This window comes from Microvirga pakistanensis (assembly GCF_004458765.1).
GTDB classification, from domain to species: Bacteria; Pseudomonadota; Alphaproteobacteria; order Rhizobiales; family Beijerinckiaceae; genus Microvirga; species Microvirga pakistanensis.
The window spans coordinates 258443-271919 of record NZ_SPJX01000469.1 but is presented as its reverse complement, the minus strand read 5'-3'; the positions used below and the strand labels follow the sequence as shown (position 1 = coordinate 271919).

Here is a 13477-nt window from a genome sequence, read left to right as displayed (position 1 = left end):
ACGGTCCTACTCCGCAGCCTGGGCGTCGGCGGGCTTCTCCTTCAGATGAACGAGCATGTTGAGGAGCGCGCGATCGTGCAGCACCACCATGCGTTCCTTGGGATGCAGCCAGCTGATCGCATCCTCGATTGTCTCGGCGTCGACGAGCTTCGCCTCCGCCAGAGCGCGCTCGGTTTCGATGATGCCGCGCTTGCGCGGAAGAGCGGACGGCAGCATCTCGATGTGCCGCTCCCTCAGGGCGGGATCTGCGTAGATCGCCCTGAGGCTGTCCTCGTCGTCGAAGCCGAGGGTCGCGTTGCGCACCTGCAGCTCGTTCGCGCGGGTCGCGATGGAGGGCGGCCGGTGCTCTTCCGGAGTCATCAGGAGGCCCAGTCGCTTGAGGGCGAGTCCGGCTCCGAGCTGTCCGCTGAGCCAGGACAGCGGGATCGCGAGCAGCAGGCCGATGATCGTCGGTGACATCCAGAGGAACAGGGACGTGGCGATCATGAAGGCCGAAATGCCGGCGAGCGCGCCGAGCACCGTGTGCGCGCGGTGTCGGCGCACGATGTCCCGCAAGGGGATGGACCCGTCGTCGCGGCGCTGCGGCTGCCAGCCTGTGTCGCGGCCAAGGAGGATCTGGAACACCGAGCCCGACTGGATCAGCATCAGGATCGGCGCGAGCAGAGCCGACAGGATGATTTCCAGCACCGACGAGGCGACCAGCCGGATGCTCCCGCCGGAGGCCCGGCGGTCCTTGCCGCGGATCAGCATCAGGATCAGGCCGAAGAGCTTTGGAGCGAGCAGGATCCCCATGGTCAGGGCGAACAGGGCCAAGGCTCGCTCGGGGTCGAAACGCGGCCAGATCGGATAGAGACGGAAGTCGCGCGAGAAATATTCAGGCCGAATGTAGGTGGTCTGCAGGACGAGCGCGATACCCACGATCAGCTGGAACAGCCAGAAGGGCGATGCCAGATAGGACATGATGCCGGTGGCGAAGTGCTGTCGGGTCGGGAGCTTCAAGCCCTTCGCGGTGATTACGCGCATGTGCTGCAGGTTGCCCTGGCACCAGCGGCGGTCGCGGGCCGAGAGGTCGATGAGGGAAGGCGGGCTTTCCTCATAGGAGCCTTCGAGATCCGGCAGCATGTAGACATCCCATCCGGCACGGCGCAGGAGCGCCGCCTCCACGAAGTCGTGGCTGAGGATGTGCCCGCCGAAGGGCGGCTTGCCCCGGAGGTCCGGCAGGCCGCCATGGGCGGCGAACGCTGCCGTGCGGATGATCGCGTTATGGCCCCAGTAATTGCCGTCCCGGCCCATCCAGACCGCGAGCCCCATGGCGATGACCGGACCCGTCACGCGGGCGGCATATTGCTGAAGCCGCGCGAAAAGGGTGTTGCGGTTGATGATGAGCGGCAGCGACTGGATGATGCCCGCGTCCGGGTCGGCCTCCATCGCTGCCGCGAGGCGCACGATGCATTCGCCGGTCATGAGGCTGTCCGCATCGAGCACGAGCATGTGCTCGTAGTGTCCTCCCCAGCGGGATACGAAGTCGGCGATGTTGCCGGCCTTCCGATGATGGTTCTTCGGCCGGTGCCGGTAGTAGAACCGCGCCCTGGGCCCCAGCCGGTCACGCAGCGCCAGGAACGCGCGCTCCTCCGCGATCCAGGCGTCCGGATTCGTTGTGTCGGAAAGGATGAAATAGTCGAAGCTGTCGCCCAGGCCGGTCGCCTCGACCGACTCGTAGATCGCCTCCAGCGCCGCATAGGTCCGGGCCGTCTGCTCGTTGTAGACGGGCATGACGATGGCGGTGCGCGCGTGCAGCGCCGACGGGAGCGGAGCGGGCGGGCGACGCCGGAGGAGGGCGAGGAACCCGAGCAGCGCGCTGGTGAAAGCCACCGCGATCCAGGAGAAGTTGACGGTGAACAAGCCCACCAGGACCCACTGGAGGGCCGTGGTCCGGCTCACCGACACGACCTGGTACATTTCGTAGGTGCCGTAGGCCGTCAGCAGCAGACCGCCGCCGAACACGAACAGCCGGGCGAGCCAGGTTCCGAGCCTCGGGTTGCGCCGGATCGGCTTGCGCTCCTGCTCCGCCGACCAGCGCCTCAGATGCTGGGTCGGCATGTCCAGGTGCTTTTCCGGAGGCATGACGGATTCGGGCCGCCCGAGGGCGGCGATATTCGTGTTCGAGTCGGAACTTAGGGTGTCCAACGATACAGCCATGTCTCGCTAATCGGTTTCCCGCCTGCTTCGAGGATGAGACGCATCTCACACGCGTTTTCGTTGCCCGGGTCAAGCTCGAATGCAACGCGGATCGTCTTTCGCTCCGGATATGGCAAAAGTTTGAGGTCGTGGAACGTTCCCGGACCAACCGTCAGGACGGACTTAAGGTCCTTGGGCCAATTGTCACCCAGCATGTCCCCGGAAAAGTCGACCGTGAAGCGCCGGCGCCGGCCGGCGCTGCCGCGCCCGGACCGCGTCGCCGCGACCGTCGCCAGCGGCGGCCGCTCGGGGGAATTCCAGCCCCAGTATTGCCGGTAGGCGAAGGCGACCTCCGAGCCGGCCGCCATCGGGGCACGAGGACGCCAATAGGCGAGAATGTTGTCGTTGATCTCCGCGTCGGTGGGAATTTCGAGGAGCTGGACGCTGCCCTGGCCCCATTCTCCGAGGGGTTCGACCCACAGGCTCGGCCGATGCTCGAAGCGCTGGGCGTCATCCTGAAAGGACTCGTACGAGCGCTCGCGCTGGAGCAGCCCGAAACCGCGCGGGGAATTATCCACGAAGGCCGAGATCTGGAGAGTCTCCGGGTTGTGCAGCGGACGCCACAGCCATTCGCCCTGGCCGTTCAGCATTTGCAGGCCCGAGGATTCGTAAACGGCCGGACGGATGTCGTCCGCATTGCGGCGATCGTTCGGGCCGTAGAAGTATGTCGAGGCCATTCCTCCCAGGCCCACGTGCTCCATGTTCACGCGCGGGAAGAGCGTCGTCTCCACATCGACGATGGTCATGTCGCCCGGCCGGAAGGTCATCCGGACCGAGCCCGTGGTGGAATCCGAATCGAGGACGCCATGAATGGTAATGCTGTTGCTGCCGACGCTCGGGCGTTCGATCCAGAATGCCCGGAAGATCGGGAACTCCTCGCCCTTGGCCTCAGCGGGCTTGAGGGTCAGCGCCCGGGAAATGGCGCCATAGTTCTGGCCGCGCGCGAGGGCGCGGAAGAAGGTCGCACCCTGGACGATGGCGAAGTCGAAAGGCCGCCCCTGGGCCGGCTGGGAGATCAGGCGAAAGCCGGAAAAGCCGATATCCTTCAGGTCGTTGGGGATGTTGATGCCGTTGAAGTTGAAGCGCGCCGGATCATAGGCGAGCCGCCGGACGTTCCCGTCCTCGACGATGAAGAGGTCGACCGCGTTGTTGAAGACGAAACCGCGATGAAGGGGCTCCAGGGCGATGCCCCGCCCTTCCGTGCTCCAGACCGGCTGCTGGAGCGACTTGATGGAAACATATTGGTCGTAATTCAGATTCGAGAACGCATCGGGCAGATCGTTCGGCGCCGGCACGAACGGCCTCTTCGAAAGCTGGCGGGCGATGTCGACGACGGCCGCGGGATCGAAGCGCTGACCGTCCCCCATGCGGGTGGCGATGCTGACCTGAGGCGTCTGGGCCCGGACGGAGGGCGCGACCGTAAACGCGGCGACCGAAGCGCTGAGATAGGCCAGCACATCGCGTCGCCGAGGATGAGAAGGGCGCGAGGCCCCCAGCGAAACCGACACAGTGATACTCTTGCGTGAACTTGGCTCTTGGGCCAGACAATCAGAAAGACTCATGATTTATCATCGAACATGAGTATGAAGTAAACGAGGCAGTTCGCTCACCGGGCTCTCGCCCATGAAAAGATTGCCGAAATACCCCTTCTGATTTAGCCGCGTCCCGAACGCTACCGGATGGAAGCCTGATGACATCGACTCTTTCCCCTGACACGCCCGCCGCTCGGAGCTGCCTGGCCGTCGTATTGGCCGCAGGGGAGGGAACCCGGATGAAGTCCGAGAAGCCCAAGGTCCTGCATCACGTCGCGAACCGCTCCCTGCTTGGACACGTCCTGGCCACCCTGACGGAGGCGGGCGCCACGCAGGTCGCGGTCGTGATCGGGCCTGACCGGGAGGACGTCGAGAAGGAGGCGCTCGCGCGCCTGCCGGAGGCCCGGATCTTCGTGCAGCGCGAGCGGCTCGGCACGGGTCATGCGGTGCTGAGCGCCAGGGAGGCCCTGAGCGACCGGCTCGACGACGTGATCGTCGCCTACGCGGATACCCCTCTCGTCACGGTGGAGACATTCGCCAAGCTGCGCGCTCCGCTCGCAGAGGGTGCGGCCGTGGTGGTGATGGCCTTCGAGGCCAGGGATCCGACCGGCTACGGACGTCTCGTGATGGCCGGCGACCAGCTTCTCGCGATCCGGGAACACAAGGACGCCTCCGAGGCCGAGAGGGCGATCACGCTCTGCAACGGCGGCCTGATGGCGATCCGGGGCGACGTGGCCCTGTCGCTTCTCGAGAGGATCGGCAACCACAATGCGAAGGGCGAATACTACCTGACGGACATTGTCGAGATCGCCCGCGAAGCCGGACACCGGACCGCCGTTGCGGTGGTGCCGGAAGAAGAGGTGCACGGCGTGAACGACCGTGCCCAGCTCGCAGCCGCCGAGCGCATGATCCAGGAACGCCTCCGGCAGGCCGCGATGACGGCAGGCGTGACGCTTGTTGCGCCGGAGACCGTCTTCCTGAGCCACGACACGAGGCTGGGGCAGGACGTGATCGTGGAGCCGAATGTGGTCTTCGGACCGGGTGTGACCGTCGAGCCCGGCGCGGTCATTCACAGTTTCAGCCACCTGGAGAAGACGCGGATCGCGTCCGGGGCGGAGATCGGACCCTTCGCGCGTCTGCGCCCGGGCGCGGTCATCGGACCCAAGGCCAAGGTCGGCAATTTCGTGGAGCTCAAGAACACGGAGCTCGGCGTCGGCGCGAAGGTCAACCATCTGACCTATCTCGGCGACACCCGCGTCGGGGCGGCGACGAATATCGGCGCAGGCACCATCACCTGCAACTACGACGGCTACAGCAAGTACAAGACCGAGATCGGCGAGGGCGCCTTCATCGGGTCCAACTCGTCCCTGGTCGCGCCCCTGACGATCGGCGACGGAGCCTTCGTCGGCTCCAGCTCGGTCATCACCGAGGATGTTCCCTCGGACGCCCTGGCGCTCGGACGCAGCCGTCAGGTCGTGAAGGAAGGCTGGGCCGCGGAATTTCGGGCTAAGGCCAAGGCGGCAAAGGGAAAATAGCGGCCAGTTGTCACAATTGGTCACCGAAGTTGATTCCGGGATACCCCACATTCGCCATATGGAACTCTATATGGAAGTTCGAAGCTGAGCTTAGAATAAGGTCGTCGAAAGGAAGTCCTGGGGCATGTGCGGAATCGTCGGAATCATCGGAAACACACCTGTTGCGCCGCAGATCGTCGAAGCCTTGAAGCGGCTTGAGTATCGCGGATACGATTCCGCAGGCGTCGCGACCCTGGAATATGGGCACCTCGCGCGCCGCAGGGCGGAAGGCAAGCTCCGCAACCTCGAAGCGAAGCTCTCCGATGCTCCCCTCTCGGGCGTCATCGGCATCGGCCACACCCGCTGGGCGACCCACGGCAAGCCGAACGAGACCAACGCCCATCCCCACGCGACCGAAAAGCTCGCCGTGGTGCACAACGGCATCATCGAGAATTTCCGCGAGCTGAAGGCCGGCCTCGAAGCCAAGGGCGTTCGGTTCGAGACGGAGACCGACACGGAGGTGGTCGCGCAGCTCGTGACCCACGAAATGCGCCAGGGGCGCCCTCCGGTGGAGGCCGTGGCCGTCACGCTCCCGCGCCTGCGGGGCGCCTTCGCGCTCGCCTTCCTCTTCGATGGCGAGGATGAGCTGCTGATCGGCGCCCGCCATGGCGCTCCGCTCGCCATCGGCTACGGGGCGGAAGAGATGTATCTCGGCTCGGATGCGCTGGCCCTCGCACCGTTCACGGACGACGTCACCTACCTCGAAGACGGCGACTGGGCGATCCTGCGCCGGAAGGGAGCCGATATCCGGGATGCCTCCGGGGCGATGGTCCGACGCCCGCGCCACAAGATCCCCGTGGGCTCCTTCATGGCCGACAAGGGCAACCATCGCCACTTCATGGCCAAGGAGATCCACGAGCAGCCGGAAGTGGTGGGGCGCACGCTCGCGCATTACGTGAATTTCACCGCCGGGCGGGTGGAACTCCCGTTCGAGCTGCCCTTCGACTTCAGGGCCCTGAAGCGGATTTCCATCTCGGCCTGCGGCACGGCCTATCTCGCCGGGCTGGTGTCCAAATACTGGTTCGAGCGGCTGGCGCGCATCCCGGTGGAGATCGACGTGGCGTCCGAGTTCCGGTACCGCGAGGCTCCCCTGGAGCCCGGCGAGCTCGCGCTCTTCGTCTCCCAATCCGGCGAGACCGCCGATACCCTGGCCTCGCTGCGCTACGCCACGGCCGAGAAGCTGCACACGCTCTCCGTGGTGAACGTGCCCACTTCCACCATGGCGCGCGAAAGCACGCTGGTCGCGCAGACCCTCGCGGGCGTCGAGGTGGGCGTGGCCTCGACCAAGGCCTTCACCTGCCAGCTCACCGTTCTGCTCTCGCTCGCGATCGCAGCGGGGCGCGCGCGTGGCACGCTGACGCCTGAGGAGGAAAAGGAGCTCGTGGATGCGCTCATCGCCGTTCCCGGTCAGATGAGCGAGGCCATGAAGCGCGAGCACGAGATCGAGATTCTGGCGCGCGAGCTCTCGAAGGCGAAGGACGTGCTCTATCTCGGGCGCGGAACGGCCTATCCGCTCGCCATGGAAGGCGCGTTGAAGCTGAAGGAAATCTCCTATATCCACGCCGAAGGCTACGCGGCGGGCGAGCTCAAGCACGGTCCCATCGCGCTGATCGACGAGACCATGCCGGTCATCGTCATCGCGCCCTACGACCACATCTTCGAGAAGACCGTTTCCAACATGCAGGAAGTGGCGGCCCGCGGCGGACGCATCATCCTCATCACGGATGAGAAGGGCGCTCTGGAAAGCGGTCTCGACACGATGGCCACCCTCGTGATGCCGTCCGTGCATCCTGTCGTGGCGCCGATCCTGAACTCGGTGCCGATCCAGCTGCTCGCCTATCACACGGCCGTGTTCATGGGCAAAGACGTGGACCAGCCGCGCAACCTCGCGAAGTCCGTGACGGTGGAGTAAGAACTCTGCCGCTTTCCGTCGTGGCCGGGACAAGCCCGCGATCCACGTCTTCGATCCGCTGAGATAAGGCGCGAATGGCCAGGACAAGTCCAGCCATGACAGGAGGCGGCGTTTCCTACCCCGCCCTCAGCAGTTTGATCGCGGCATCCCGTTCGAACAGGTACAGCATGGTGCGCAGCGCCTGTCCCCGTTCGGTCAGCAGCTCGGGGTCCTTGTCGACGATCAGGCGCGCGTCGTCCCGCGCGGCGGCGAGAAGGTCGCCGTCCGTTTCGAGCCGCGCGAGCTTGAAGCCGGGCGTGCCCGATTGGCGGGTGCCCAGCACCTCGCCTTCGCCGCGCAGGCGCAGGTCCTCTTCCGCGATCCGGAATCCGTCCTCGGTCTGGCGCATCATTTCGAGGCGCGCCTGGGCGATCTGGCCGAGCGGGCCTTTGTAGACCAGGAGGCAGGTGGAGGATTTCGATCCACGCCCGATGCGCCCGCGCAGCTGATGGAGCTGCGCGAGGCCGAAGCGCTCGGCATGCTCGATCACCATGATCGTGGCGTTGGGCACGTCGACGCCCACCTCGATCACGGTAGTCGACACGAGGATCTTGGTTTCGCCCCGGGAGAACCGCTCCATCGCGGCATCCTTGTCCTTGCCCGCGAGCTTGCCGTGGACGAGGCCGACCTGGTCGCCGAAGAAACTCCTGAGCGTCTCGTACCGCTCCTCGGCCGCGGCGAGATCCACCGTCTCGGATTCTCCGACGAGCGGGCAGACCCAATAGACCTGATCGCCGTTGGCGACGGCGCGTCCGATGCCGCCGATCACCTCGTCGAGGCGGTCGATGGAGATCAGTTTCGTGGCGATGGGCTTGCGCCCGGCCGGCTTCTCGCTCAGCACCGACACGTCCATGTCGCCGAAATAGGTGAGCGCGAGGGTGCGCGGGATCGGCGTTGCGGTCATGACGAGAATGTCGACGGCCTCGCCCTTCGAGCCGAGCGCCAAGCGCTGGTGCACGCCGAACCGATGCTGCTCGTCGACGACGGCGACGCCGAGGTCCTGGAAGGCCACGCCCTCCTGGAACAGGGCATGGGTGCCGACCGCGATCTGAATGCTGCCGTCGGCGAGGCCGGCCAGAACCGCCCGGCGGGCGGCGCCCTTGTCGCGGCCGGTGAGAAGGGCGATCGAGAGCCCGGCCTGTTCGGCCATGGGGGTGAGCCGCTCGTAATGCTGGCGGGCCAGGATTTCCGTCGGCGCCATCATGGCGGCCTGGCGGCCCGCCTCGATGGCGCTCGCCATGGTGAGAAGCCCGACCACGGTCTTGCCCGAGCCCACGTCGCCCTGGAGAAGCCGGAGCATCTTCTTGTCCGAGACCAGATCGTGGCGGATGTCCTCGACGGCCTTGGCCTGGGATGCGGTCAGGCCGAAGGGCAGGGCTGCTTTAAGCCTCTCGACCAGGCGTCCGTCACCGGCGTTGACCCGGCCCGGCAGGCGCCGCATGCGGCTGCGCACGAGCGCGAGGGCGAGTTGCGAGGCCAGCAGCTCGTCATAGGCCAGCCGGCGGCGGGGCGCGGACTTGGCGATCGCCTCCTCGGAGAGCTGCGCGGCGCTGTCGGGCCTGTGAAGGGCAAAGAGCGCCGCACGGAACTCGGGCAGGCCGTTGCGGTCGAGCCAGGCGGCATCCTGCCACTCGGGCAGGTTCGGCACCCGCTCCAGGGCGGCCCCGATGAACTTGCCCACCATGCGTGAGGAGAGGCCCTCGGTCAGGCCGTAGACCGCCTCCACGGCCGGAAGGTTCTCGACGCCCTTCTCGTCCAGGATCCGGTCCGGATGGACCATCTGGCGGCGGCCGTCCCACAGCTCGATCTTGCCCGAGACATAGCGGCGCTCGCCCACGGGCAGGATCTTCTCGAGGCGTGCCTTGTGGCCGTTGAAGAAGACCAGGGACACGTCCCCCGTCTCGTCCTCGACGAGAATGCGGTAGGGCGCGCGCCGCCCCGGCGGGGGCGGGCGATGGCCCACGACCGTGACCGAGAGGGTTACCGGCTCCCCGACGGGCGCGTCGGCGATGGAGCCCTTCATCTCCCGGGAGATGCCGCTGTTCGGCAGATGAAACAGGAGATCGGCCACGCGCGCGGGCCTGCCGGGCTCGCCCAGGAGACGGTCCAGCAGGGGGGCGATCTTCGGTCCGACGCCGGGCAGGGAGGCCGCCGGGGTGAACAGGGGATCGAGAATGGAAGGGCGCAAAGACATCAAACGGGTGTCAAGTCGAAGGGAGATGGTTATATAGCCGCCAAGCCGCTTCGAAGCGACGCCATCTTTTTCTCACCGGAGCATTTTCATGAGCGGGACGACACGCACCACCGCCGAGCTCGATGTTCGCCGCCGGCAGATCCTTTACCGGGCGTGGCACCGGGGCATGCGCGAGATGGACCTGATCATGGGTCGCTTCGCGGATGCTGAAATCGGGGACCTTTCCGACGAGGACCTGGCGGAGTTCGAGCGGCTGATCGAGGTGACGGACCGGGATCTCCTGGGCTGGATCACGGGCGAGATCGAGACTCCATCGAACTACGACACGCCCCTGTTCCGGCGGGTGAAGGCGTTTCACACCCATACGTCGCCGATTCATACCTGACGCATCGTTCTTGCCCCGAATTGACGAACCGGGCCCAAAAGCCCGCGTTCTCCACCTATTGATCCGACACATATCATGAAGTCCGCACTCGCCCGCGCCCTCGATGCCCTCAAGAAAGGCCACGGCCTCACGCTCGCCAGCGTCCCGGACGGGTTCGACACGCTGGCGGTGGCCGACCTGGCGCGCGGCCTGTCGGGGAGCGTGGAGGGGCCGGCCGTCCTGGTCCACGTGGCCCGGGACGGGCAGAGGCAGCAGAATTTCGCCAGCAGCCTCGGGTTCATCGCGCCGGAGATCGAGATCCTCACCTTCCCGGCCTGGGATTGCCAGCCCTACGACCGGGTCTCGCCCAATGCGGCGATCACGGCCCAGCGCATGACGACCCTGGCGCGGCTCGCCCGCTCCAAGACCGCCGAGGACAAGCCGCGCATCCTGTCCACCACCGTGAACGCCCTCGTGCAGCGCGTGCCGCCCCGGGCGCGGATCTCGGCGGAGACCTTTTCGGCCGCTCCCGGCAACGTGGTGGACACCACGCTTCTCATCAACTGGCTCGAGAGCAACGGCTTCATGCGCACGGGCACCGTCCGCGAGACGGGCGAATACGCGGTGCGCGGCGGCATCATCGATCTCTATCCCGCAGGCCTGCCGAACCCGGTTCGCCTCGACTTCTTCGGCGACGCCCTGGAATCGATCCGCGCCTTCGATCCCGAGAGCCAGCGGACAATCGGCACCCTGCGCTCCCTCGACCTCGTTCCCATGAGCGAGGTGCAACTGACGACCGAGAGCATCAAGCGCTTCCGTCAGGCCTATGTGGCCGCCTTCGGCGCGCCGACCCGCGACGACAGGCTCTACGAGGCGATCAGCGAGGGGCGGCGCTATCCGGGCCTGGAGCACTGGCTGCCGCTTTTCCACGATCATCTCGACACGCTGCTCGATTACGTCCCCGGCATCCCCGTGGTGTTCGAAGCGCTCGCCGACGATGCCGCCGCCGAGCGTCTGTCGCAGGTGAAGGATTATTACGACGCCCGGCGCGAGGCCATGGGCCAGAACCAGCCCGGCGTCGCGCCCTACCGACCCCTGCCGCCGGACCAGCTCTACGTCAGGCCGGAGGAATGGTCCGAGCGGACGAACGCGCTGCCGCTGGCCCGTCTCACGCCCTTCGCCGTGCCCGAAGCGGGCGCGCCGCGAATCGTGGTGGATTGCGGCGCGCGCCAGGGCCGTAACTTCATCGCCGAGCGGGCGGACGAGAACGCGAACGTGTTCGAGGCCGTGATCCGGCACATCCGCGACCAGCAGGCTCAAGGTCGCCGCGTCATCCTGGGCGCGTGGTCGGACGGCTCGCGCGAGCGCCTGTGCCACGTGCTGCAGGACCACGATCTGCGGCAGACGAAGCCGATCAAGCGGTTCTCGGAAGCGATGGCCTATCCGCGCAACGAGATCCCGGTGGGGATCTGGCCCCTGGAGCACGGCTTCGAGACCGGCGACCTCACGGTGGTCAGTGAACAGGACATCCTCGGCGACCGCCTTGTGCGCCAGAAGCGCAAGTCCCGGCGTCCGCAGGACTTCCTGACCGAGGTCGCGGCGCTCACGCCGGGCGATCTCGTGGTGCACGTGGATCACGGCATCGGCCGATTCGAGGGGCTGAAGACCATCGAGGCGGCGGGGGCGCCGCACGATTGCCTGGAGCTGCATTATGCGGGCGGCGACCGCCTGTTCCTGCCGGTGGAGAACATCGAGCTTCTGACCCGCTACGGATCGGAGGAGACGGAAGTCCAGCTCGACAAGCTCGGCGGCGGGGCCTGGCAGGCCCGCAAGGCGCGCATGAAGCAGCGCATCCGCGAGATGGCGGGCGCGCTCATGAAGATCGCGGCGGCCCGCATCCTCAAGGACGCCCCGCGCATGGTGCCGCCGGAAGGGCTCTACGACGAGTTCGCGGCGCGCTTCCCCTATGACGAGACCGAGGACCAGCTCAACGCCATCGAGGCGGTGCTGGACGACATGGCCTCGGGCCGTCCCATGGACCGCCTCGTCTGCGGCGACGTGGGCTTCGGCAAGACGGAGGTGGCCCTGCGCGCCGCCTTCGTGGCCGCCATGAGCGGCAAGCAGGTAGCGGTGGTCGTGCCCACGACCCTGCTCGCGCGCCAGCATTACAAGACCTTCTGCGACCGCTTCCGCGGGCTGCCGCTCAACATCGCGCAGGCCTCCCGGTTCGTGCCGTCGGGCGAGATGAAGAAGACGAAGGAGGGGCTGACGGACGGCTCCGTCGACATCGTGGTCGGCACGCACGCGCTTCTGGGCAAGTCGATCAAGTTCAAGGACCTCGGGCTGATCATCATCGACGAGGAGCAGCATTTCGGCGTGACCCACAAGGAGCGCCTCAAGGAGCTGCGCGCCGAGGTCCACGTACTGACGCTCTCGGCGACCCCGATCCCGCGCACCCTGCAGCTGGCGCTCACGGGCGTGCGCGAACTGTCGCTCATCACCACGCCGCCGGTGGATCGCCTGGCGGTGCGCACCTTCATCACGCCCTTCGACCCCCTGCTCATCCGCGAGGCGCTCCTGCGCGAGCGCTACAGGGGCGGGCAGGCCTTCTATGTGGTGCCGCGTCTCGACGATCTCGGCGACGTGAAGGCCTTCCTCGACAAGGAGGTGCCGGAGGCGAAGGTCGCCGTGGCGCACGGCCAGATGGCGGCCGGGCAGCTCGAGGACGTTATGACCGCATTCTACGAGGGCAAGTACGACATCCTGCTCTCGACCACGATCGTGGAATCCGGCCTCGACATCCCGACCGCCAACACGCTGATCGTGCACCGGGCCGACATGTTCGGCCTGTCGCAGCTCTATCAGCTGCGCGGACGCGTGGGCCGCTCCAAGACCCGCGCCTATGCGCTGTTCACGGTGCCGGCCAACAAGAACCTGACCGCGCAGGCCGAGCGGCGCCTGAAGGTGCTCCAGACGCTCGACACCCTGGGGGCGGGCTTCCAGCTCGCCTCGCACGACCTCGACATCCGCGGCGCGGGCAACCTGCTCGGCGAAGAGCAGTCAGGCCATATCAAGGAGGTGGGCTACGAGCTGTACCAGCAGATGCTGGAGGAGGCCGTCGCCCAGCTGAAGGCGGGCATCGAGGAACCGGCCGAGGATCAGTGGTCGCCCACCATCGCGGTCGGTGCGCCGGTGATGATTCCGGAAAGCTACATCGCCGACCTCCAGCTGCGGCTCGGCCTCTACCGCCGCCTCTCCACCTTCGAGGCGGATTCCGAGATCGACGCCTTCCGGGCAGAGCTCGTCGACCGGTTCGGGCCGATCCCGTCGGAGGTCGATCAGCTGCTCAAGATCATGGCCATCAAGGTGCTTTGCCGCCGGGCGAATGTGGAGAAGGTGGACGGGGGCCCGAAGGGCATCATCATCTCGTTCCGCGACAATTCCTTCGCCAATCCGCCGGGTCTCATCTCCTACGTGACCGAGCAGGCGTCCTTCGCAAAGGTCCGTCCGGACATGAAGATCGTGTTCGTGCGCGACGTGGAGAGCCCCGACGAGCGCATCCGGGCATCGACGGTGATCCTGCGCGACCTGGTGCGGATCGCCGAGAAGAAGGCGGCCTGACGC

At 66.6% G+C, this 13477-nt stretch carries 7 protein-coding genes; 4 read left to right on the top strand and 3 right to left on the bottom strand.

What is annotated here, in order from left to right; all coding sequences use genetic code 11:
- Positions 1–6: 6 nt before the first annotated feature.
- Complete coding sequence (gene mdoH / locus E4K09_RS21470; protein WP_134499734.1) at positions 7–2199, bottom strand: glucans biosynthesis glucosyltransferase MdoH; 2193 nt, start codon at positions 2197–2199, stop codon at positions 7–9.
- Positions 2175–3695, bottom strand: a complete 1521-nt coding sequence (locus E4K09_RS21465) for an OpgD/OpgG family glucan biosynthesis protein (protein ID WP_244610627.1) — start codon at positions 3693–3695, stop codon at positions 2175–2177. Before E4K09_RS21465 ends, mdoH begins: the two co-directional genes overlap by 25 nt.
- A 233-nt stretch (positions 3696–3928) precedes the next feature.
- Between E4K09_RS21465 and glmU the strand changes: the two genes are divergently transcribed.
- Positions 3929–5305, top strand: coding sequence for a bifunctional UDP-N-acetylglucosamine diphosphorylase/glucosamine-1-phosphate N-acetyltransferase GlmU (glmU, locus tag E4K09_RS21460; RefSeq protein WP_134499733.1), 1377 nt, complete (start codon positions 3929–3931; stop codon positions 5303–5305).
- 124 nt (positions 5306–5429) lie between these two features.
- Positions 5430–7256 carry a glutamine--fructose-6-phosphate transaminase (isomerizing) gene (glmS, locus tag E4K09_RS21455; protein ID WP_134499732.1) on the top strand — a complete coding sequence of 609 codons (1827 nt, stop codon included), beginning with the start codon at positions 5430–5432 and terminating at the stop codon, positions 7254–7256.
- A gap of 115 nt (positions 7257–7371) precedes the next feature.
- Here glmS and recG read toward each other — a convergent pair whose 3' ends face one another.
- Positions 7372–9489, bottom strand: a complete 2118-nt coding sequence (recG, locus tag E4K09_RS21450) for an ATP-dependent DNA helicase RecG (protein ID WP_134499731.1) — start codon at positions 9487–9489, stop codon at positions 7372–7374.
- A gap of 88 nt (positions 9490–9577) precedes the next feature.
- On the opposite strand from recG, the gene E4K09_RS21445 reads away from it, so the two are divergent.
- Both E4K09_RS21445 and mfd read left to right on the top strand, forming a co-directional pair.
- Positions 9578–9874 (top strand): FAD assembly factor SdhE, encoded by a 297-nt coding sequence (locus E4K09_RS21445; protein WP_134499730.1) that lies wholly within the window; start codon positions 9578–9580, stop codon positions 9872–9874.
- Between the two features lie 75 nt (positions 9875–9949).
- On the top strand, positions 9950–13474 hold the full coding sequence (gene mfd, locus E4K09_RS21440) for a transcription-repair coupling factor (protein WP_134499729.1): 3525 nt from the start codon (positions 9950–9952) through the stop codon (positions 13472–13474).
- Positions 13475–13477: the final 3 nt, after the last annotated feature.